The sequence below is a fragment of the Bacillus methanolicus genome (assembly GCF_028888695.1).
Taxonomy (GTDB): Bacteria; Bacillota; Bacilli; order Bacillales; family Cytobacillaceae; genus Bacillus_Z; species Bacillus_Z methanolicus_B.
In genome coordinates, this window is sequence record NZ_PNFF01000002.1 from 770,934 (window position 1) to 794,003 (window position 23,070).

Consider the following 23,070-nt stretch of genomic DNA (forward strand, 5'->3'; position numbering starts at 1 on the left):
ATAGAATTGTCAGGAAAATATGGTATTATAATAGAATAATAAATAGTATGGCAAAAAAATAAAGGGATGAATGAAAATGCTAACTTTATATATCACGCGACATGGGGAAACGGTATGGAATGCAGAAAACAGAATGCAAGGAAGGTTAGATTCGAGTTTAACGGATAAAGGCAAACTGCATGCACAATTATTAGGTGAAAGGCTTAAGAATACTGAATTTGCGGCTATAATCGCAAGCCCGAGCGGAAGAACAGTCCAAACGGCAGAACTCATTAAGGGAGACCGGCAAATTCCGATTGTAAAAGATTCAAGATTGATGGAAATTCACTTTGGCAGCTGGGAAGGAAAAACTCATGATGAGATTAAAGAAATAGATGCTCATCAATTTGATTGTTTTTGGAACAAGCCGCACCTGTACCAAAATTCAGAAGGCGAAAGTTTTCAAGACATTCAGGACAGGGTGCTATCTGTTTTGAAAGATATAGAACAAACGTATTCTTCCGGAAATGTGCTGATTGTCACCCATGCGGTCGTTATTAAAACAATGTATATGGTGATGAAACAACTTCCCCTTGATGATTTTTGGTCACCGCCGTTCATTCATGGAACGAGTTTGACGGTTGTTGAATGTGACAATGGAAAAAAGAACTTTTTATTAGAGGGTGACCTCGCCCATATAGAACAGGAAGCTCATTTATAACATGTAATCTATTTACACGGCCCCCTTATTGAGAAGGGGGTTTTTCTATAAGCCGATCCCTCTTCTTCAACTAAAGCTCTAATAATTCAACATCTTTTGTAATTATTTAATTGCTATGTGAATCTCAATTTCCCCAGTAGGATAGTATTTTTCAAAATCATATGAGTAAGCTCTCTCTAATAAACCTGCTTAATCACCCACATCTTTTTCTAATCGAAGGGTTTTCACAATTGTTCTTCTGCCAAACTTAATTTTTATATCTCTACTATTAATTCTCTTAACGTCATTTCAAATCCTCCAAGGGTCTGTCCAAAAAATCAGGGTAACTGACTTTTTGGACAGACCCGTTTTGCTAATTTTTATTACGGGTAATTTTGAAACACCAACATACTTTGGAGTATGTGAAAATAGCGAAAGAGATTAAAATGTTTAAAAATACTAAGGAAAAGAGGATTAAAAATGATCATTTTCATTTTATGCAGCCTATTATTAATTTTCATTTGTTTATATTTTTATAATCGTGTAGAAGTCGAAAAAGGAGAAAGAGCCTTTCCACAAATAAAATTCAATTTAACTGTAAGAGAAGGAGATGCACAGCGACTTAACTTAATGAGGAATAATCCTTCATCACGTTAAAGCATTGAGGGCCAGACCCCCAATGCTTTAACGCGTCACCGTATTGAGGGTCTGGCCCGCGAATAAAGCAAGCTGTGGGTTTCATACGTATAGAATAGATGAATAGGCGGAAAGAATGTGAAAAATTTCATTAGAAACATTTTGTTATTTCTCCCTTTCTTTTCTTTGAAAGTGTTAAAATAAACGTGTGGAATCAACAAAATGGAGGTTCAATAATGAAAACAAAAATCGGTTTGTTATATGGCGGAAAATCCGCTGAACATAAAGTGTCAATGCAAACAGCAATGGCTGTTATCAAAGCCCTTGATCTTGAAAAATTTGATATTTATCCAATTTACATAACCGAAGAAGGTCAATGGGTTAAGGGTCCGCAGCTTACCGGACCCGTTGAAAATGTCAAAGCGCTTGAGTTCACGAAGGAAGATCCTCAAGCTGGCGCTCCTTTAGCTCCAACCCTTTTTCAGGCAGAAGGAGAAAAGCAAAAGCCGCTTGATGTGATTTTTCCTTTGCTTCACGGTCCAAACGGAGAAGACGGAACCGTTCAGGGGCTGCTTGAAATATTAAATCTCCCGTATGTAGGAAACGGTGTTCTTGCTTCGGCTGCAGGCATGGACAAAGTTATTATGAAAAATATTTTTGCCCAAGCCGGGCTTAACCAAGTAAATTATGTCTGGTTCATCCGAAGCGAGTGGGAAAAAGCAAAGAAACAAGCGTATGAGAAAGTTGAAAAAGAATTGGGTTATCCATGCTTCGTAAAACCTGCAAACCTTGGATCAAGCGTCGGAATCAATAAAGCAACAAACAGAAGCGAGCTTGAAGCAGCTTTCCAGGAAGCGTTCCAATTCGACCGGAAAATCATTATTGAAGAAGGCGTGACGGCAAGAGAAATTGAAATCGGCGTACTTGGAAATGACGAACCGGAATGTTCGGTTGCCGGCGAAATCGTTCCGAAGAAAGAATTCTATGATTACAAAGCAAAATATGAAGACGGCGATACTGCCCTCATTATCCCGGCTGATTTAACGGAAGAAGAATACGCCAAACTAAAAGAAATGGCAATTAAGGCTTTTAAAGCATTGGATTGTTCAGGCCTTGTCAGGGCAGACTTTTTCTTAACAAAAGACGGCGAATTATACATTAATGAGGTAAACACGATGCCGGGGTTCACTCCTTTCAGTATGTTCCCTCTTCTTTGGAAACACTCTGGAGTTGAATATCCTGAACTGATCGAGCGCCTTGTCAAACTGGCAAAAGAAAGGCATGCTGAAAAACAAAATATTAAACATACACTATAACGATTACACCTGGACACGGCGAAACATGCCGTGTCATTCCTTTTCACCATAAGACGGAAAGAAGGGAGCAGACGATGATTCAAAAAACGATCAAACAAATAAAAGAAATGATTAAGGTCGAAAATGATCTTTCTAATTTTGAAAATATAGAGATTAATGGTGTTGCCATTGATTCCCGGAAAATTACAAAAGGAAATCTGTTTATTCCTTTCAAAGGGGAGAATACAGACGGGCACCGTTATGTAGAAGAAGCAATTAAGAAAGGTGCTGCTGCCGCACTTTGGCAAAAAGATGTGCCGAATCCGCCGCTCGATTTACCTGTTTTGATAGTAGAAGATACATTAAGAGCATTACAGGAGCTGGCACGAAGCTACCGTAATGAATTAAACATTAAAATTGTCGGAATTACCGGCAGCAATGGGAAGACGACTACAAAGGACATGACGGCCAATCTGCTTTCCGTAAAATATAAAGTTCAAAAAACGGAAGGCAATTTTAACAACCATATCGGTCTTCCGTTGACGGTCTTAAGCTTAAAGCCGGAAACAGAGATGGCCGTACTCGAGATGGGAATGAGCGGTCGGGGCGAAATTGAATTTTTAACAAAACTCGCAAGGCCAAACGCTGTCATCATCACCAATATCGGAGAGTCACATCTTTTAGACCTCGGTTCAAGAGAAGCCATTGCCGACGCTAAATTAGAAATCATTAAAGGTCTTGAGGACGGCGGTTTAATCGTTTATCACGGAGATGAACCGCTTTTGAAGGAGCGCCTGAAAAATTTTAGCGGCAATGCGATTTTAAAAACGTTTGGAAGAAGCGAAAGGAATGACTTGTATCCGATTGAAATCCAGCAAAGCGACAAGGGAAATGAGTTTAAAACCAATGCATCTGCAGAGGTTTTCTCTTTGCCGGTTCTTGGCACCCATAATGTGTTAAATGCCCTTGCAGCTATGCTGGCAGCGGAATATTTCGGCATTTCATTTGAAAAAATGAACGAAGGATTTTCAGGCTTAAAACTGACCAATATGCGCATGGAAATTGTTGAAGGAAAAAATGGCGAGAAAATCATCAATGACGCTTATAATGCCAGCCCAACTTCCATGAATGCCGCGATTGAACTCGTTTCGAATCTTTCCGGTTATATAAATAAAATATTAGTGCTCGGCGATATGCTTGAGCTGGGACCGCAAGAAGAGCAATTCCATTACAATGTCGGAGCCCAATTACATCCTGAAAAGGTTGATTTTGTATTTACGTATGGAAAGCTGGGCAGCCATATTGCAGAAGGTGCCAAAACGGTTCTTCCGGAAGAAAGAGTATTTGCCTTCTTTGATAAAAATTCGTTAATCAATGAATTATCGAAACACACAAACAATGAGACATTAATTTTAGTGAAAGCATCAAGAGGAATGAAGCTCGAGGACGTTGTATCAGAATTGCAAAAGAAAGAGCAGTAAAAATCCGTAGGAACAGAATAAAAGAGGCTGGCTCATAAGGGTCTGACACTTTCCAAAATGACAATATATAGAATGGCTTTATGACTGTTTGTCTATATATTGCATTCGAGAGGTCTGACCCTTAGTTTTTGAGCAAGCCTCTTTTCTATATAAAAAAGTTTGATTGTGTTCAGCGGTTAGAAAAATAAAAACCTTTTATCTTTCTTATAGGGAAAATTCATAATATTGTTAAATGACTTAAGCAACGAAGCAAAAAATTTGCGCTATACTGACTTTATAACAGGAAAAAAGTAGGAGGTTCGTGTATGAAAACCCTTCCATTTAAGAAGCTTCATGGAAATGATCAGGGACCAAGCTTCTCAGAGAAAGAGCCACAAGCCGATGCAGGTTTTAATATTAAATTGAAGTAGAAGGAATTGAAGCTTCACAAATAAAATTTGTTGGCCTGGAAGAAAAAGATATTGCAAATCTTGTGAAAATCAGGCCGATTATCGAGAGAAATAAAGAACAAATTGTCGATGCCTTTTATCAGCGGGTATTGGAAATTCCAAACCTTAGAATGATTATTCAAAACAACTCAACGGTAGATAAGCTGAAAGTAACTTTTAAACAATACTTGATTGAAATGGTATCAGGAGAAATCGGTGATAAATATGTAAAACGCCGGAGAACGGTGGGAAATGTTCATAATCGGATCGGGCTGTTTCCGGAATGGTACATTGGATCATTTACTTTGCTTCAAATTGAAATATTAAAAGTTTTGGCCGAAGAACTTGATCATTGGGAAGAAGTATTGGAATGTTATATATCATTTCAGCGCCTTTGTTCATTTGATATGCAGATAGCGATCGATACGTATATTCAATCGTATACGTCTTCGATGATGAAACTGAATGAAATTAAAGAGCTGCAATACCGCTTAAACGAATCGGCCGCCACACTGGCAGCAAGTGCTGAAGAAACAACTTCATCAATTATGGATAAAGAAAAAATGGTTGAACATATGCTTAAGGAAATACTGCAGATACAAAATTCATCGCAAGAAGTTATCCTTAATTCCGAAAGAGGCAAACATAACGTTTCCACTGCGTTAGCAAAGGTGGATAAAGTTGCAGATTTAATTGAAAATACAAAAACTTTAACCCGTGAATTGATTGAAAGTTCTTCAAATATTGGACAGGTTGTAAAAACGATTCGCGGAATATCAACTCAGACAAATATTTTATCGCTAAATGCGGCTATTGAGGCAGCACGGGCAGGAGAGCATGGAAGAGGTTTTTCTATTGTCGCCCAAGAAGTAAGAAAATTGGCCAAACAGACCGAAGATGCCCTTGACCACATCCAGCACCAGATCGGCACTGTTCGTGATACGATTGAAAAATTTGAACATAGCTTTCAGATGATCGTTGAAGAGACTAGTGTATTCAGGGAATTGAATCAAAACATTATTACCGTTCTTGAAAATTCCATTGCAGGTATGAAAGACAGCGGTGAAAGAATCGCAAACTTCAGTGCATTTATTTCCGATTTCAAAAAGACTTTTCAGGATATATCGGTAGCTTCGAGCCAAGTTGCGGGGCTGGCTGAGGAGCTGAACAACTTAAACAATGAGCTGACAGCCAAATTTCGGGATGAATAAACAGGCAGAACAAAAATCCTTATGCTGGACAAATCAGCATAAGGATTTTCTTATTGTTAAAGAAAGTTTAACTTTGTTAAAGCAGGAAAGCGTCTTTGTATTAGATACGCAGTCTAGCTCCAGCGCCTAGCCCCTCGAGGTCGCCTCACGCCTGCCAATGAAGTCAAAAAGCGACTTCATTGGCAGGCCCGCAAGCAGCTGTCGGGGCTAACCAAGGCGCTTGCGCTTTTCTTATTGGCGAGGAAGAACCGTTTTAATCCTTTGTATGATATGTGTAAAAAAGTATAAAATAGGATAAGAGCTTAATGAAAATATACGGAGGAACAAGTATGATAGGGTGCTTATGCATACATGGATTTACCGGTTCTCCGTATGAAGTGGAACCGCTGGTTGATTTTTTAAAAAAACATACAGATTGGGAGATTGCTGCACCGACTTTGCCGGGCCATGGAGAAACACTTCAGTTAAAAGGCGTCCGATATAAAGATTGGATTAAGCACGCTGAAGAAGAACTTAAGAAACTGATGGTGAAATGCGAGACGGTTTATGTCATTGGTTTTTCGATGGGAGGATTGATCGCGGCCTATCTTGCTGTCAACTATCCTGTAAAAAAACTGGTTTTACTTAGTCCTGCAGCCTATTATGTAAATCCAAAACAGCTCGCAGCAGATATTAGAAAAATGGTAAAAGATACATTTCGGGGAGAACTGCAAAACAATGACTTGTATCTCCGCTATAAGAAAAAAATCAAGGATACCCCTATTTCGGCAACATTTCAATTTCGCAGCCTAGTTTCAAATATCCGTCCTATTCTGGAAAAAATAGAAATTCCAACGTTTATCGCCCAAGGAGAAGCAGACGGGATTGTTCCTCCTAAAAGCGCGAAATATATATATGAAAAGATTGGCACTGATCATAAAAAAATTAAATACATTAAGAAATCGGGGCATATGATTTGTCATTGCGATGAAAATAATGAGCTTTTTACCGATATTTTTGACTTTTTATCAACAGAAACAGGCACCGGTATATACGAACGTTCAATGAATCATTAGAAGTAAGAAAAATTTACTGATGAAACTTTCACTTTATTGCAATAAAACTTCTTAAATGTTAAGATAATCTTCAAAGTGCCTAAGAGAGAAAGTCTTTGACAATCGGACATCCTCCAAGAAGGAGAATGTCTTTTTTTGCGACTCATTTAACTTTTGCCACTGTTTATCACTTGTTTTTAAGATCATATATACTGATTTAGTAAGGAGAATGGATACATTGACGAAGTTTCAAGATTTGGGTTTAAGCCCTGCAATGATGAAATCGATAAAAAAAATGGGATTTGAGGAAGCTACCCCTATTCAAGCTCAAACGATCCCGTTAAGCTTGGAAAATAAAGATCTGATTGGCCAAGCGCAGACCGGAACAGGAAAAACAGCGGCCTTCGGAATTCCGCTTATTGAAAAAATCGATATTGACAAAGACGTTATTCAAGGGATTGTAGTAGCGCCTACGAGGGAGCTTGCCATTCAAGTTTCTGAAGAATTATTTAAAATCGGATATGGAAAGAAAGCTCGTGTCCTTGCGATTTTTGGCGGCCAGGACATTAGCAGGCAAATTAAGGCGCTTAAAAAACGCCCGCACATTATTGTGGGAACTCCCGGAAGGATTTTGGACCATATTAACCGGAAAACAATTCGCCTCGACAACGTAAAAATGGCTGTCCTTGACGAAGCAGACGAAATGCTGAACATGGGATTTATCGATGATATTGAATCGATTCTCGCCCAGATTCCGGAAGAGCGCCAGACGCTGCTATTCTCCGCAACAATGCCGGCACCGATTCAAAGAATGGCTGAGAAATTCATGAAAAATCCTCAAATTGTCCGAGTACAGTCAAAAGAAATGACCGTTCCGCAAATTGAACAATTCTACCTCGAAGTACAGGAGAAAAACAAGTTTGATGTACTGACGAGATTATTGGATATTCAATCACCTGAATTGGCGATTGTTTTCGGAAGAACAAAGCGCCGTGTTGATGAACTATCTGAAGCGTTAAATTTAAGAGGCTATATGGCAGAAGGAATACATGGTGACTTAAGCCAGGCGAAACGCATGTCTGTCTTGCGGAAATTTAAAGAAGGTTCGATTGATGTTCTTGTAGCTACGGACGTTGCGGCTCGTGGGCTTGATATTTCAGGCGTTACTCATGTTTACAATTTTGATATCCCGCAAGACCCTGAAAGCTATGTTCACCGGATTGGACGGACTGGACGTGCAGGAAAAACCGGTATGGCGATGACATTTGTCACTCCGAGAGAAAAAGCGTATTTGAAAATCGTTGAAAAAACGATCAAGAGACGCATGGACAAAATGAAGCCGCCAACTCTGGATGAAGCATTGGAAGGACAGCAAAAGGCGACAATCGAAAAAATTATTCAAACAATTGAAACAAACAATCTTCAGTTTTACAAACAGGCTGCAGAGGAGCTGCTTGAACAGCAAGATGCCGTTACGGTTGTTTCTGCCGTTTTGAAAATGTTGACAAAAGAGCCGGATACAACTCCTGTAAAGCTTACGGAGGAAACGCCTCTTCCGCCAAAGCGTGATCGTGAACGAAGCTCAAGTGATAAGAGACTCGGCGGCCATGAAGCTTATGGAAGAAAAAAAGGCTCATTAAAAGCGCGTTCCGGCGCAAAAAGAAATAGTTCTTCAAATTCAAGAAGCTACCGGTAAGAGAGCGATGTGCTCTCTTTTTTTGCCCCCTTTTTCCTGGCTTAGGAGCGAAAAGATCGATTTATTTGATGAAGACGATTTTCTTACTTGTTAGCGAAAAATGAAACCATTTTGAAAAAAATACGTCTTACAATTACCAGCCTCTTTTGTATACCAGGTGAGGTGTTTTAGTGATTAAACACAGGAGGATTTTGTCATGATTTCAGAACCGGAAAAAAGAATATCTGAGCGGGCATTAAAGGTTTGGAGAATCTCAGGAGCTATTCTATCTGCTTTTATGTGGATGTTTGCTGTCGGAGTGACAATTTTAACAATTATTTTTCATTGGCCGATCTGGATCCCGATAATACTTTTCATTATTTCAATCATTAGTTCTTATTTGTTAATCATTCTTCTTCCTACTTTGCGCTGGAAAAGATGGAGATACGAAGTCAGGGAGCAGGAAATCGAACTTCAGCATGGAGTATTTATTATAAAACGGACGCTAGTGCCGATGATTCGTGTCCAGCATGTTGATACAGAACAAGGCCCACTATTAAGAAAATATCATTTAGCTACGGTTACCGTCTCAACAGCAGCAACCGTACATGAAATTCCTGCTTTGGATATGGAGGAGGCGGAGGAACTGCGTTCTTCAATCTCAAGGTTAGCAAGGGTGGCTGATGAAGATGTCTGAACCGAAGCGGCTTCACCCCATTTCAGCAGTGTATCATTTTCTTAAGCAGCTGAAAGAAATGATTATTCCGATTATTGTATTTTTTTTCCTGAGCGGAAAAGGAAGCGCTGGAGAGCTATTTTCCTTATTTATTTCGGTCGGTGCCGTTTTGCTTATTTTAATTGGCGGCATTTTATCATGGCTCAGGTTTACCTACAGAATTGAAGAAGATGAACTTCGAATTGAATACGGGCTTTTTATTCGGAAAAAACGTTATATCCCATTTGAGCGCATCCAAAGTATTGATTTTTCAGAAGGTATATTGCACCGCCCGCTTGGTCTCGTAAAAGTAACAGTCGAGACTGCCGGATCGGGCGGTATGGGGTTGAATGATGCGGAGGCTGTATTAACCGCCATCGCAAAAACGGATGCAGAAGCCATTAAGGAATTTTTTACCTCTGTTAAAAACTCCAAGAAGGTGGAGAACGGGGCAGAAACAAAAATTGAAGAAGAAATTATTTATAAAATATCTCCTCCTGAATTGTTTTTGCTTGCTTCCACATCAGGTGGAGCAGGAGTTGTGATTTCGGCAGTTTTCGCTTTTCTTTCTCAGCTTGAAGAGTTCATTCCATATGAAAAGATATTTTCAGGATTTGAACAATTAATAAAAAGTGGGATTCTCTTTGTTGCGATAATTGTGTTTTTTGGCTTTTTAATAGCCTGGCTGATCGCTGTGATCGGAACGATGGTGACATATGCTGATTTTACAGTAAAAAAAGTGAATGATGATATCATTATCTCAAGAGGATTGCTTGAAAAACGGCAAATTACCATGTCTCTTCATCGGATCCAAGCAATTAAAATTAGTGAAAACCTTATTAGGCAGCCTCTAAAATATGCCACTGTCATCATTGAAAGCGTCGGCGGCTCTGCAGTGAATGAAGAGAGAGCAAGCGTTGTTTTGCTGCCGATAATAAGAAAGGGAAAAATTTCAGGAATTTTACAACCATTCTTTTCCGATTATAACCTTTTAGCCGATTTTAAGCCTGCACCGAAAAGAGCGTTAAAAAGGTATTTAATAAGGGGCTGGTTGTTCATTGTTCCTTTCGTGGTTTTGCCGATCATTTTCTTTCGTCCATGGGGATATTTTTCTTTGCTTCTTATTCCTGTTATTTCTATTTGGTCATTCCTCAAATATAAGGATGCCGGCTGGAGCATTGACAATCAACAGCTTACCTTAAGGTATCGGGGAATTAGCAGGAATACTGTTTTTATGAAAAAAAACAAAATCCAATCATTAACTGTTAAAGAAAGTTATTTTCAAAAAAAGAAACAGCTTGCCACCTTGGATGCGGTTGTAAAATCAGGCGCCGGAGGCTCTGGAGGAACGGTTGCCGATTTGCAACAGGAAGATTGTTATTATGTTTATCGATGGTATCAAGGAAAATAAAAGAGTACTTACTCTCGTTCAGCGGGTGTTCACTCCCGTTCGGCAGGTGATTGCTCTCGTTCAAGGTACTTTTACTCTTCAAGCGCCCGCGGGCGCTTTTTTATCTTCTTTACAGCTAAAATACGGCCTTTTCGGTCTTTGAAAAAACAGCGCCTATGATAATACCAACAATCATTCCGAAAATATGTGCGGTAACATTGATATTGGGCTGGACAAAGGTCATAATCAAGCTTATAGCAGAGATGGTTAAAATAATTTGGGTGTTTTGCCTCGAAAGCAAATGCCTTTTAAATAGGGTCATGGCAATGTAGAAGCCGAATAGCCCGAAAATGGCACCGCTTGACCCAACATGGATGTAGACAAGCGGCTTTGCGAGAAAAGTGGCGATGTTAGCGGCAATCCCTGTTGAAAAATATAAAAGCACGAATTTGTTCTTGCCAATGATTCGTTCAAGAGCGGGGCCAAACAGAACAAGAGAAAAACTGTTGAATAGCATATGGGGAAACCCGCTGTGCAAAAGGATTGGGGTGAACAGCCGCCAATATTCCCCGTCTGCAATGTACAAATTAACACCTGCCAGTTTTTCGAATAGAAGCCGATTTGGAAAGATAGGCAGAATCGTGAGAAGATATAATAATACATGTACTCCGACAATAATGGAAACAACAGGATAGTACCGAATAAATTCACGAAAGCTCTCCGTTCTTGTAAACATACTGAACCTCCCACTGGATGATACAAACATCATAGCCTGAAACGTTGCATAAAAAACATACTTGTACACTCATGAATATGCATATGGAAAAATAATTAGAAGGAAGATGAAAAATGATTTCTGGCATTGGGATTGATATTGTTGAGTTAGACCGAATAAAAAGAATCTCAGAACAACAGGAGAAATTTATCGACCGGATTTTAACTGAGACAGAGAAGGTTGAATACAAAAAGCTTTCAGATAAAAGAAAAACAGAGTTTCTGGCAGGCCGATTTGCGGCAAAAGAAGCTTTTGCAAAAGCGCACGGAACGGGGATTGGACATGAGCTTTCGTTTTTAGATATTGAAATAGCGACAGATGCTAAAGGGAAACCTTATATTGTCAAACCTTATCAGGATGGTGTCCATTTATCCATCTCTCACAGCCGAGATTTTGCGGTTGCTCAAGTGGTCATAGAGGAAGATTATCAGTGAACTACCATCACTTAGCTAACGCTTGAAGTGATGGCTTCTCAGTTCCACGACGAAAGCAGCCTTTCATCTCCCTGAGCGTTAAATTTTTTACAAGCTTGTTATCCTGTGGACATATTCGTTCAGGTTGTCTCATATATTCATAGTGCAATAGGAGAGACGAGGCCAGGCGGCGGGAACATTGGCGATCTCGAACAGATAAGCGGACACGGATGCCAATGTCTTAACCCTGCGCTTATTCTCTATTTCCGTGTTGAAATGAGACAAAAGGGGCTGAAAGGGAAAAATGAAAAAAAAGTTGTTGCTGCTTCTCGCCGGGCTTATGGTAATTTTTGCATTAACCGCTTGCGGTTCGAAATCACAGGAAGATGTTGTTAAAGAGCTTGACAGTAAAGTGGGGGGAATGAAAGGCTACAAAGCTGAAGCAAAAATGACTTTGCAAATGGGTACAGAGCCGCAAGTGTATGATGTGCAAATTTGGCATAAGGAACCGAACTACTACCGTGTAAACTTGAAAAATGAAAAGAAGGATCAAAGCCAAATGATTCTTCGAAATGATGAGGGTGTATTTGTACTGACTCCTGCACTTAACAAAAGCTTCCGGTTCCAAAGTGAATGGCCGCAGAACAGCAGTCAAGCGTACCTTTATGAGTCTTTGGTAAAGGATATTTTGGAAGATAAAGAATCAAAGTTTTCTGCAACGAAAGATCATTATGTATTTGAAACAAAAACACGTTATCAAAATAACAGAATGCTACCGTTTCAAGAAATTACTCTTAACAAAAAAGATTTGTCTCCGGTTAGTGTAAAAGTGATGGATACGGACCGGAATGCTCTCGTAACTGTTACGTTTTCGGAAGTAAATTTCAATGCTTCCTTTGATAAAAATGATTTTGATATGAAAAAGAATATGACCGGTGCGCAATTAAACGTTCCTGTAATGGCAGATTCGGATGATAAGGAGTTTACTGTGAAGTATCCAACTGCCGAAATTCCGGGCGTAAGTCTAGTAGATGAGAAAGTAGTGAAAACAGAAGACGCGAAACGCGTTGTCTTAACATATGATGGGGAAAAATCTTATACACTTATCCAAGAGAAAGCGAAAGTAATGCCGGCTCAAGCTTCTGCTACCTATGTAAAAGGAGAACCTGTTGATTTAGGATTTACAGTCGGTGCATTATCAGAAAAAATGGTGACCTGGACGCATCAAGGAGTTAATTATACGATTGCATCGAACGAATTATCACCTGAAGAATTATTATCAGTAGCCCGTTCCGTATCCGAAAGTATGGTTAAATAAATAAAAACTTCAGAGAAACAGGCTCAGTAAACCGAGTCTGTTTTTTTCTTTACAACTTGGCCGATACCAATTTATGTTGTTGACAAGTTCACAAAGGAGTTTAATAATCAAACTATTATCATATCTGCAACTACAGTGCGGACAATTTTTCAAACACAGTTATAACTCGAACGGATGCAGAAGGAAGTGGAAACAGGTTGGAAGGTCAAGTTTTATTTTTTCGAGATACCTGGGCTGAAGTGGATTTAGATAAGATAACCGATAATTTAAAGGCAATTAAAGAGATTTTGCCTTCCGGAACAGAAATGATGGCAGTTGTTAAAGCAAATGCTTATGGTCATGGAGACAGGCAGGTAGCCGAAACAGCTCTTCGGGCAGGAGCTTCTTATCTCGCAGTTGCATTTTTGGATGAAGCAATTGCATTAAGGAAGAAAGGGATCACCGCGCCTATTCTTGTTTTAGGAGCAAGCCGCCCTGAAGATGTCAACTTGGCTGCAGAAAAAAAGATTACACTGACGGTTTTTCAGGAAGAATGGTTAAAGAAAGCGCAGGACATTCTAGATCTAAATGCAAAATTAAAAGTTCACATGAAGCTTGATACAGGAATGGGAAGAATCGGAATCCGCAGCAAAGAGGAGATAAAGGCTGTAGAGTCTTTGATCCAGAAAGATGACCGTTTTCTATTTGAAGGGGTTTATACTCATTTTGCGACAGCGGATCATTTGGACCATTCTTATTTTGAAAAACAACTCGAGCGATTCAATCAAATGATCGAATGGTTGGAGGTGCGTCCGCGTTACGTCCATTCGAGCAATAGTGCCGCTGCACTCCGGTTTCCTGCTGCTTCATTTAATGCGGTGCGGATCGGAATTACGATGTACGGCTTAACCCCGTCTCTAGAGATAGAACCGCATCTTCCTGTCGTTTTAAAGGAAGCTTTTTCACTGCATTCAAAGCTTGTTCATGTCAAAAAACTTCAAAAGGGCGATAAAGTAAGCTACGGCGCTACTTATGAAGCAGCAGGGGAAGAATGGATCGGTACTCTCCCGATCGGCTATGCTGACGGCTGGTTAAGAAAACTGCAGGGCCAGGAAGTATTAGTTGAAGGAATTCGGGCGCCGATTGTCGGGCGCATATGCATGGATCAGTGCATGATTAAGTTGCCATATTATGTACCGCCGGGGACAACATGTACGTTAATCGGCCGGCAAAAAGAAGAGTTTATTTCTGTCAATGAAATAGCTCAAAAGCTTGAAACGATTAATTACGAAATCCCTTGCATGATTTCGGCCAGGGTTCCGAGAATTTACAAATGGAACGGAGAAAAGGTCGAAATAAGTAATTCTCTTCTGAAATAATGAGTACTATTTGATATGAATCTTTTTTACTTTGTAAAAACAAATTTAACTAATAATGAAGCCAGATGCATAAAAGGGTAAAAATTTGGACGATAATACAGAAGAATTGCCAAATTGTCTTTGCATTAAGGCTGATTAATGATAATATTAAAACTGTTAGGGATTACAAAAGAAACACCATCAGTTTCCCTGCTGATGGAAAGTTGAACCAATCGCGCTCATAATTGCCACGTCCTCGAAAAGCTATCGTTTTTTTCGTGCGATGGTCGTTGCCGAAGCTTTCTTTGTCCAGTGGCATTCGCCCGACTAGGACGTTCTGTCTGCCGTCGGGTTTCTTAGCGTTCGTTTCTCCCAACTAGAGAGACAGGGAACGGTTAGAACGGAATAAAAAATAGGTGTGTAGTGATGGTGGAGGTGCATGTTTGTGTCTGAGTCCAGCGCAACAACGGAGATCTTGGTAAAATTACCGCAACATCTTTTAACCGAATTAGATTGTTTTGTAAAACAAGAAAATGTAAACCGCAGTGAACTTATTTATCAAGCGACAAAAGCGTATTTGCGCGAACGGAAAAAGAGACAAATTCGTGAATCAATGAGGCGTGGCTATATGGAAATGGCCAAAATTAATCTGACGATTGCATCAGAAGCATTCCAAGCAGAATATGAGGCAGAACACACAGTTGAACGTCTAGTTAGCGGGGGATAAACCTTTGATTGTCAAACGTGGTGACGTTTATTTTGCGGACCTATCCCCAGTTGTTGGGTCAGAACAAGGCGGAACCCGTCCTGTACTAGTCATCCAAAACGACATCGGGAATCGGTTTAGTCCCACAGTTATCGTAGCAGCGATCACTGCTCAAATCCAAAAAGCGAAGCTGCCCACACACGTTGAAATTGATGCGAAACGTTACGGTTTTGAACGAGACTCGGTCATCCTATTGGAACAAATTCGTACAATTGATAAACAGCGATTAACCGATAAGATTACTCATCTCGATGACGAAATGATGGAAAAAGTGGATGAAGCCCTGCAAATCAGTTTAGGTCTCATAGAGTTCTAGCCGAAGCACGCTCTTTATAAAGAAAAGCCGCAAGCGCCTTGGTTAGGCCTGACGGGTATAAGCAAAACGGCGAGGAAGCAGCCTATAATCCCGAGTGACCTGGGCGCTGGAGCTAGACAACATAAATAAGGTGTTTTTACTAAAGGCTGGACAAAGGCGATTATCATGATTGAAACTGCCGTTGCTATTGATGTCAGTAAACGGTGAGTTTCTTTTACATAACATCACTATAATTTCATATTCATACAACCGTGATTCTGCAAAGGCAAGCTGGATAGTAGCTTGTCTTTTTTTATTATGAAAATTTAACTATGTTCTTAAATGTTATCATTTGACTGTCTACAATCTGATATCATTAAATGGTTATAGGAGATTGATAATTGCGAATATTCTTTCGTCACATAGTTTTGTTTTTATTGTATGAATAAAAATTGAAAACGGTAACCAAATGTGAAAAATGAGGAGGATTAGGATAGATGAATAAAGCGATTGTAGACTATATACAAAGGAATAGAGACGCAATTCTCGAAAAATGGATTGAGGAAATTAAGAAACTGTCGGATGAACGGCTGATTAAGGTAGTTTCTGATCATGCATTTGTTGGGACAAGCAGGGAATTTATTGATCTTGTCATTTCAAACATAAGGGATTCCAATGAAACATTTACAGAAAAATTGTCTGATTTTGCTGAAAAAATTGTTCGATTAGGATGGCCTTTAACTTTTGCTACAAAGGGTCTTCAAACCTTTGGGAATATTGTGTTTGAAGGAATGGTTGAAAAAGGGATCGTGACAAAGGAAAAACATTATGACTTTGACAGTTGGTTAAACCCGATGCGAAATGAAATTGTCAATATGTATGCACCTACTTGGGAAAGAACGGTGTCCATGCAAAAAATCGCTCTTCAAGAGCTTTCAGCGCCTGTGATTCCAGTTTTTGAAGGAATTACGATTATGCCGCTGATCGGTACTATTGATACGGAACGGACAAAACAAATTATGGAAAATTTATTGAGCGGGGTTGTGAAGCATCGTTCTGAAGTAGTGCTGATTGATATTACCGGCGTTCCGGTGGTTGATACAATGGTCGCTCATCATATTATCCAGGCAGCAGATGCTGTTCGCCTGCTTGGTGCACAATGCATGATCGTTGGAATCCGTCCGGAAATTGCTCAGACAATTGTTAATTTAGGAATTGATTTAAATCAAATTACGACGAAAAGTACTTTAAGAAAAGGAATGGAAGCAGCGTTGGAATTGACGAATCGAAAAATTGTCAAATTGGAGGGAGAAGAGTGAGAATACCGATATTAAAATTACACGATTGTCTGCTCGTCTCCATCCAATGGGAGTTAGATGACCAGACGGCATTGCAATTTCAGGAGGACTTGCTTCATAAAATACATGAAACAAGTGCAAATGGAGTTTTGATTGACCTTAGCTCCATTGATTTTATTGACTCTTTTATTGCAAAAGTTTTAGGTGATGTCATCGATATGTCCAAATTGATGGGGGCAAAAGTAGTTATTACCGGGATTCAGCCGGCCGTTGCCATTACACTAATTGAATTAGGAATAAGTTTGAATGATGTTTTGACAGCTTTAGATTTAGAAAAGGGTTTGGAGAAACTTCATCAGGAATTGGAGGACTAATTGTATGGGAATCCAATCCTGTGTGAAAATCATGAACGAGTGGGACATTGTTGCAGCACGCCAGCTTGGGCGCAATGTTGCAAAAGAGCTTGGTTTCGGAACAGTCGACCAGGCCAGGATTACAACTGCCATAAGTGAATTGGCACGGAACATTTATTTATACGCCGGAAAAGGACAAATTTGTATCGAAAAGATACACGATGGCGGAAAAAAGGGAGTGCGAATTGTTGCAGTTGACAGCGGTCCTGGAATTGCTGATATACGCAAAGTAATGGAAGACGGATTTTCTACATCTGGCGGATTAGGAGCCGGCTTGCCGGGTGTTAAACGATTAATGGATGAATTTGAGATTGACTCTGTTCCAGGGAAAGGAACAGATATAAAAGCAACTAAATGGCTCCGTTAGGGGGAAGGTTATGGATTTTCGTGAAGTGATGCAGTCAGAATACCGGGATATTTTGCAAAAATATATTAATGATAAATCAGAACAAGCTTTGTATGCAGGGCAAATGTTCAGCAGAACTTTGATGGAACACAAAATTGCCCCGGAAGAAATTATCAGCATTCATAAAAATTTGCTTCATGAAATGTATCCAGACCTTCGAGCGGAAATTATGGACTCATTTGATATTTTACTTGAAGTGATGATCGGGTACGGAATCGCATACCGCGAGCATCTGAGCCTAAGGCACAAACAGAATGAACTTCGGACGGAGATGGAGATTGCTGCTTCCATGCAGCAATCTTTGCTCGGATCGAAAATCCCTAAAGTAGATTACCTGGATATCGGTGCAATCAGTGTACCTGCGAAACACATGAACGGGGATTATTACCATTTTGTGCAGGATGAAAATGGTTGCTTAAGTGTAGCCATTGCGGATGTAATCGGGAAAGGCATACCAGCGGCGCTTTGTATGTCAATGATTAAATATGCGATGGACAGCCTTCCTGAAAATCGAAACGAGCCGAGTGAAATCCTCGAGAACATTAACAGAGTTGTTGAACAAAACGTAGATCCCAGCATGTTTATTACGATGTTTTACGGAAAATATAACCCGAAATCTGATATGTTTTATTATGCTTCTGCCGGTCATGAACCGGGAATTTATTATTGCGCAGAAAAAGATGAATTCTCTGAACTGGAAGCAAAAGGGTTGTTATTAGGGTTTGATAAACGCACGAAATACCTTCAATTCAAGCAAAAAATATCTCCCGGCGACATGATTATTTTATTGTCAGACGGTGTGACCGAATGCAGGACAACCGAAGGATTTGTTGAAAGAGAAACGTTGATCGGATATGTCAAAAAATATTTACACTTACGTGCACAGGAAATCGTCAATCATATTTTTAAAGAACTTGAAAAACTTCAGCACTTTCAATTACGAGACGATTTTACTTTAATCATACTGAAAAAAGATGTTTAGAACTTTATTAAAAAGGGTACCAGTTAAAAGCGATTGATTTTTAAAGAGGTGGATCAAATGAATATGACGATCGAAGTGGAAGATAAAGAATCTTTAGTGGAAGTGAAAGTTAGCGGTGAAATAGATGCATATACAGCTCCGCAACTCCGGGAAAAACTTTTTCCTATTTCTGAAAAAGCAGGAATTGAAATGATTGTTGATCTTTCTGAAGTCTCTTATATGGACAGTACGGGTCTCGGAGTATTTGTGGGTGTATTTAAAAAGGTGCGCTCCAACAATGGAAAGTTTCAACTTATAGGTTTATCGGGCAGGTTAAAGAGGCTATTTAAAATTACAGGCCTTGCAGATATTATTGAGATAAACAGCAAGATTGAGGGTGGAGTGTAATGAATCAGCCATTTGACTATATAGAAATGAAAATTCCGGCCAGGCCGGAATACGTTGGAGTCATTCGTTTAACTCTTTCCGGTATTGCAAGCCGAATGGGGTTTTCTTATGACGACATTGAGGATTTAAAAATTGCCACTAGTGAAGCTTGTACAAATGCAGTACAGCATGCCTATAAACAAACGGGGAAAGGCGAAGTGGTACTTGGTTTTGGCCTGTATAAAGATCGGTTGGAAGTCATGGTTGCAGACAGTGGACAGAGCTTTGATTTCTATACCGCTCGAGAAGGTCTTGGACCATATAATGAAAATGATTCCGTTGAATTCCTGCGAGAAGGAGGATTGGGACTTTACCTTATTGAAACTCTGATGGATGAGGTAAGAATCCATCACAAAGAGGGTGTCACGGTATTTATGACTAAATACCTTGAAAGAGAGCAGGTGGAGAGGGATGCAGAAACAATCTCAACCTAATCTAATATCGAATCAGGAAATTAACGATTTGATTAAAGCATATCAAGAGCATAAGGATGAAGAAGCTCTAAATAAGCTTGTGCTTCATTACCAGAACCTTGTTGCAACGATTGCCCGTAAATACTCAAAAGGCGGGTTATATCATGAAGATATCGTTCAAGTCGGCGTGATTGGGTTGTTGTGCGCGATCCGCCGTTATGATGAATCATTTGGCAAAAGCTTTGAAGCGTTTGCGGTTCCAACTATAATCGGTGAGATTAAACGTTTTTTGAGGGATAAAACGTGGAGTGTCCATGTTCCGCGGCGGATTAAAGAACTTGGGCCTAAAATAAAAACGAAAGTGGAAGAATTGACAACAAAGCTGCATCGCTCCCCTAAAGTGAAAGAAATTGCAGAAGCCTTAGATGTTTCTGAGGAAGAAGTATTAGAAGCAATGGAAATAGGAAAAAGTTATCAGGCTCTATCTGTGGACCATTCTATTGAAGCTGACTCGGATGGCGGAACCGTTACATTGCTGGATATCGTAGGTACGGTTGATGAGGGATACGAAAAGATTAACCAAAAACTAGTTTTAGAAAAGGTTCTTCCTGTCTTAACAGATCGGGAAAAGAAAATTATCCAATATACCTTTTTGGAGAATATGAGCCAAAAGGATGCTGGAGATAAATTAGGAATCTCACAAATGCATGTATCCCGCTTGCAGAGAAGAGCTATTAAAAAACTTCAGGAAGCGGTACATACTGATATAAACAACACGGAGTGTCTTTCATGATTTATAGTATTAAAGAAAAAATTGAGCTTATTGTCCACCAATCCTCTAAACAGGGCAAGACTGAATGTGGAGACAGTTATTATTTTACAGCTACAGATGACTACTTTGTCTGTGTCTTAGCAGATGGACTTGGCAGCGGACCTAATGCCCGTGAAGCTTCTGAGGCAGTTGTCTCTGTCGTTGAGCAGAACCACCACAAAGATGTTGAAACGCTTATGAAAGAGTGCAACAATTCTTTGATGCAAAAAAGGGGTGCAGCTGTAGCAATTTTTAAGGTTTATTTTAAATCAATGGAATTTGAATATTGCTGTGTAGGCAATATTCGTTTTTTCCTCTATTCTCCTTCCGGCAAGCTGACTTATCCCCTTCCGGTAACAGGTTATCTTTCTGGGAGGCCTCAAGTTTTCCAGACACAGCGGTTTTTCTATGAACCAAACTCAAAATTCCTCGTTTTTTCAGATGGCCTGAATCTTCAAGGAACAAAAACTTTGCTAAACGGCTATCTTCCCGTTGAATCTATTGCGAATGAAATATTAACAAAACATGTGACGACTAGTGATGACACTACTTTCATCGTAGGAAGCTTACTTGGATAACGGTAAGCTTCTTATGATTTGTACCGTTTCGTGCAAACGGTATAAACATTTTGTTAAAATGAAGGTAAGAACTAACTGATGGAATAGGGAGGATATATTTTTGGAACAGACGATCAATAAACAGGAGCAATTAATGAAACTTATTGCTTCCGAGCAATCTTTATCTTTAAAACAAGTTCGAAATGTCATTTCTTTAATTAATGAAGGAAATACCGTTCCATTCATTGCCCGCTATCGGAAAGAACAAACAGGTGCGCTTGATGAGGTGCAGCTGCGAAATATTATTGAAAGATGGCAATATCTTCAGAACCTTGAACAGCGAAAAGAAGAAGTGATTCGATTAATCGCTGAACAAGGCAAACTAACCGACGAACTTCAAAGCCAAATCGAAAAAGCAATTAAGCTTCAAGAAGTTGAAGACCTTTATCGCCCTTATAAACAGAAACGCCGGACAAAAGCAACAATCGCGAAGGAAAAAGGGCTTGAACCGTTAGCTGAATGGCTTCTGACTTTTCTAAAAACAGGATCTGTTGTAGAGAAAGCGAGCGAATTTTTATCAGGGGAAAAAGAAGTGAACAGTATCGAAGACGCACTTGCCGGAGCAAAGGATATTATTGCTGAATGGGTATCAGATGATCCGGAAAGCAGAAAATGGATCCGTGGAGAAACAGCAAAATCCGGAACAATTGTATCCGAGGTAAAAGAAGCTGAAAAAGACGAGAAAAAAGTGTACGAAATGTATTATGAATACGAAGAGCCTATCGGAAAAATCGTTCCTCACCGCATCCTTGCCTTGAATCGAGGCGAGAAAGAAGAGGTACTTCGCGTTCAAATCAAGCCTGACATTCAGAAAATCCTTCAATTTTTACATAAAAAATGGATTAAAGATCAGCAATCCATTACAGCATCACTTGTGGCAGAAGCGGTAGAAGACGGATACAAACGTCTTATTCAGCCGTCAATCGAACGGGAAATCCGAAACGAACTGACGGAAAAAGCCGAAGAGCGTGCCATTCATATCTTCTCTGAAAATTTACGCAACCTATTGCTGCAGCCTCCTTTAAAAGGAAAAATTGTGCTTGGTGTAGATCCCGCTTACCGAACAGGATGCAAACTTGCTGCAGTGGATGAGACAGGGAAAGTTTTGCATATTGACGTAATCTATCCTCATCCGCCTGTATCGAAAACAAAAGAAGCGAGGGAAAAATTCATAAAAGTTCTTAAAGACTTCAAGATTGAGGTGGTTGCCATCGGAAATGGAACCGCGTCAAGAGAAACAGAACAATTTGTTGCAGAAACTTTAAAAGAAGTAAATGAAGAGATTTTTTATTTAATTGTCAATGAAGCAGGCGCAAGTGTTTATTCAGCATCAGATCTTGCGAGAGAGGAATTTCCTGATTTGCAGGTAGAAGAGCGAAGTGCCGTTTCGATCGCCCGGAGATTGCAAGATCCTTTGGCGGAACTTGTTAAGATTGATCCTAAGTCGGTTGGTGTTGGACAATATCAGCACGATGTTTCGCAAAAAAAGCTTTCTGAATCGTTAACCTTTGTTGTCGAAACTGCTGTTAACCAGGTAGGAGTCAATGTAAATACTGCGTCTTCCTCCCTCTTGCAATATGTCGCAGGCTTGTCTAAAACAGTTGCAAATAATATTGTTAAACAGCGGGAAGAGCAAGGGAAATTTACAACAAGAGCACAGCTCAAAAAAATCCCGAGACTTGGTGCAAAAACTTATGAACAAGCGATAGGGTTTTTGCGCATTATTGATGGAGATGAGCCGCTTGATCGGACAGGCATTCATCCGGAAAATTACCCGGAAGTTAAAAAACTGCTTGCAAATCTGGGCTTTAAAACTGTAGATATAGGAACAGATGATTTAAAGAATGCTCTGACTGGATTGGATTTGAAAGAAACTGCTGCTCAACTGGATATCGGGGAATTAACTTTGAAAGACATTATTGATGCCCTAATCCGGCCGGGAAGAGATCCACGGGACGAGCTTCCAAAACCGCTTTTAAGGAAGGATATTTTAAAACTTGAAGATTTAAAGCCGGGAATGGAGCTTCAGGGAACGGTCAGAAATGTAGTGGATTTTGGTGCATTTGTTGATATCGGGGTAAAACAGGATGGGCTTGTTCATATATCAAAGCTCAGCCGGCAATTTGTCAAACATCCTTTAGATATTGTTTCAGTCGGCGATGTCGTGACTGTATGGGTGGATAACGTGGACACAAATAAAGGAAGAATTGCGTTAACGATGTTGGCGCCTTCTGAAAATAACGATCAATAATGAGT

At 39.8% G+C, this 23,070-nt stretch carries 22 protein-coding genes and 3 pseudogenes; 23 read left to right on the forward strand and 2 right to left on the reverse strand.

Annotated elements, in window-relative coordinates; translation table 11 throughout:
• Positions 1-76 precede the first annotated feature (76 nt).
• Positions 77-700 carry a histidine phosphatase family protein gene (locus tag C0966_RS15510; protein ID WP_274856594.1) on the forward strand — a complete coding sequence of 208 codons (624 nt, stop codon included), beginning with the start codon at positions 77-79 and terminating at the stop codon, positions 698-700.
• A gap of 102 nt (positions 701-802) precedes the next feature.
• On the opposite strand, the pseudogene C0966_RS15515 reads toward C0966_RS15510, so the two are convergent.
• Positions 803-889 (reverse strand): annotated as a pseudogene (locus tag C0966_RS15515) (AraC family transcriptional regulator); the annotation flags it as partial.
• 662 nt (positions 890-1,551) lie between these two features.
• Here C0966_RS15515 and C0966_RS15520 point away from each other — a divergent pair.
• The 8 genes and pseudogenes from C0966_RS15520 (at position 1,552) to C0966_RS15550 (ending at position 10,565) form a co-directional block, all read left to right on the forward strand.
• Positions 1,552-2,631, forward strand: coding sequence for a D-alanine--D-alanine ligase (locus C0966_RS15520; RefSeq protein ID WP_274856595.1), 1,080 nt, complete (start codon positions 1,552-1,554; stop codon positions 2,629-2,631).
• Between the two features lie 74 nt (positions 2,632-2,705).
• Positions 2,706-4,091: a UDP-N-acetylmuramoyl-tripeptide--D-alanyl-D-alanine ligase gene (locus C0966_RS15525; RefSeq protein WP_274856596.1), complete on the forward strand. Its 1,386-nt coding sequence runs from the start codon at positions 2,706-2,708 to the stop codon at positions 4,089-4,091.
• Positions 4,092-4,563: 472 nt separating this feature from the next.
• Positions 4,564-4,902, forward strand: a pseudogene (locus C0966_RS18700) (protoglobin domain-containing protein); the annotation flags it as partial.
• Between the two features lie 300 nt (positions 4,903-5,202).
• Positions 5,203-5,730, forward strand: a pseudogene (locus C0966_RS18705) (methyl-accepting chemotaxis protein); the annotation flags it as partial.
• A 329-nt stretch (positions 5,731-6,059) separates the two neighbouring features.
• Positions 6,060-6,785, forward strand: a complete 726-nt coding sequence (locus tag C0966_RS15535; protein WP_274856598.1) for an alpha/beta hydrolase — start codon at positions 6,060-6,062, stop codon at positions 6,783-6,785.
• 208 nt (positions 6,786-6,993) lie between these two features.
• Positions 6,994-8,460 carry a DEAD/DEAH box helicase gene (locus tag C0966_RS15540; RefSeq protein ID WP_425535951.1) on the forward strand — a complete coding sequence of 489 codons (1,467 nt, stop codon included), beginning with the start codon at positions 6,994-6,996 and terminating at the stop codon, positions 8,458-8,460.
• 196 nt (positions 8,461-8,656) lie between these two features.
• The gene (locus C0966_RS15545) at positions 8,657-9,136 is read left to right on the forward strand and encodes a PH domain-containing protein (protein ID WP_274856600.1); all 480 of its coding nucleotides are present in this window, start codon (positions 8,657-8,659) and stop codon (positions 9,134-9,136) included.
• Positions 9,129-10,565: a PH domain-containing protein gene (locus C0966_RS15550; protein ID WP_274856601.1), complete on the forward strand. Its 1,437-nt coding sequence runs from the start codon at positions 9,129-9,131 to the stop codon at positions 10,563-10,565. Before C0966_RS15545 ends, C0966_RS15550 begins: the two co-directional genes overlap by 8 nt.
• A gap of 115 nt (positions 10,566-10,680) precedes the next feature.
• Here the strand turns inward: C0966_RS15550 and C0966_RS15555 are convergent, their stop codons facing one another.
• The gene (locus C0966_RS15555) at positions 10,681-11,280 is read right to left on the reverse strand and encodes a rhomboid family intramembrane serine protease (protein ID WP_274856602.1); all 600 of its coding nucleotides are present in this window, start codon (positions 11,278-11,280) and stop codon (positions 10,681-10,683) included.
• A gap of 113 nt (positions 11,281-11,393) precedes the next feature.
• On the opposite strand from C0966_RS15555, the gene acpS reads away from it, so the two are divergent.
• From acpS to C0966_RS15625, 14 genes are all read left to right on the forward strand, one after another.
• The gene (gene acpS / locus C0966_RS15560; protein ID WP_274856603.1) at positions 11,394-11,753 is read left to right on the forward strand and encodes a holo-ACP synthase; all 360 of its coding nucleotides are present in this window, start codon (positions 11,394-11,396) and stop codon (positions 11,751-11,753) included.
• Between the two features lie 283 nt (positions 11,754-12,036).
• A complete protein-coding gene (locus C0966_RS15565) occupies positions 12,037-13,050 on the forward strand; it encodes a LolA family protein (protein ID WP_274856604.1) in 1,014 nt (337 codons plus the stop codon).
• Between the two features lie 197 nt (positions 13,051-13,247).
• A complete protein-coding gene (gene alr / locus C0966_RS15570) occupies positions 13,248-14,408 on the forward strand; it encodes an alanine racemase (RefSeq protein ID WP_274856605.1) in 1,161 nt (386 codons plus the stop codon).
• Positions 14,409-14,832: 424 nt separating this feature from the next.
• Positions 14,833-15,114 (forward strand): CopG family ribbon-helix-helix protein, encoded by a 282-nt coding sequence (locus C0966_RS15575; RefSeq protein ID WP_003351271.1) that lies wholly within the window; start codon positions 14,833-14,835, stop codon positions 15,112-15,114.
• Positions 15,115-15,118: 4 nt separating this feature from the next.
• Entirely contained in the window at positions 15,119-15,469 is a 351-nt protein-coding gene (gene ndoA / locus C0966_RS15580; RefSeq protein ID WP_003348433.1) for a type II toxin-antitoxin system endoribonuclease NdoA, read from the forward strand.
• Between the two features lie 476 nt (positions 15,470-15,945).
• A complete protein-coding gene (locus C0966_RS15585) occupies positions 15,946-16,767 on the forward strand; it encodes an RsbT co-antagonist protein RsbRA (protein WP_274856606.1) in 822 nt (273 codons plus the stop codon).
• On the forward strand, positions 16,749-17,120 hold the full coding sequence (locus C0966_RS15590; protein ID WP_425535959.1) for an STAS domain-containing protein: 372 nt from the start codon (positions 16,749-16,751) through the stop codon (positions 17,118-17,120). The genes C0966_RS15585 and C0966_RS15590 overlap by 19 nt, the downstream gene beginning before the upstream one ends.
• A gap of 4 nt (positions 17,121-17,124) precedes the next feature.
• Positions 17,125-17,526, forward strand: a complete 402-nt coding sequence (locus C0966_RS15595; RefSeq protein WP_274856608.1) for an anti-sigma regulatory factor — start codon at positions 17,125-17,127, stop codon at positions 17,524-17,526.
• A 10-nt stretch (positions 17,527-17,536) separates the two neighbouring features.
• Positions 17,537-18,547, forward strand: coding sequence for a PP2C family protein-serine/threonine phosphatase (locus C0966_RS15600; RefSeq protein ID WP_274856609.1), 1,011 nt, complete (start codon positions 17,537-17,539; stop codon positions 18,545-18,547).
• Between the two features lie 57 nt (positions 18,548-18,604).
• Positions 18,605-18,934 (forward strand): anti-sigma factor antagonist, encoded by a 330-nt coding sequence (locus C0966_RS15605; protein WP_274856610.1) that lies wholly within the window; start codon positions 18,605-18,607, stop codon positions 18,932-18,934.
• Entirely contained in the window at positions 18,934-19,407 is a 474-nt protein-coding gene (gene rsbW, locus C0966_RS15610) for an anti-sigma B factor RsbW (protein WP_274856611.1), read from the forward strand. Before C0966_RS15605 ends, rsbW begins: the two co-directional genes overlap by 1 nt.
• Positions 19,385-20,179 carry an RNA polymerase sigma factor SigB gene (gene sigB, locus C0966_RS15615; protein ID WP_274856612.1) on the forward strand — a complete coding sequence of 265 codons (795 nt, stop codon included), beginning with the start codon at positions 19,385-19,387 and terminating at the stop codon, positions 20,177-20,179. Before rsbW ends, sigB begins: the two co-directional genes overlap by 23 nt.
• Positions 20,176-20,775 (forward strand): PP2C family serine/threonine-protein phosphatase, encoded by a 600-nt coding sequence (locus tag C0966_RS15620; RefSeq protein WP_274856613.1) that lies wholly within the window; start codon positions 20,176-20,178, stop codon positions 20,773-20,775. The genes sigB and C0966_RS15620 overlap by 4 nt, the downstream gene beginning before the upstream one ends.
• Positions 20,776-20,908: 133 nt before the next feature.
• Entirely contained in the window at positions 20,909-23,065 is a 2,157-nt protein-coding gene (locus tag C0966_RS15625; protein WP_425535960.1) for a Tex family protein, read from the forward strand.
• The last annotated feature ends 5 nt before the right edge of the window (positions 23,066-23,070 follow it).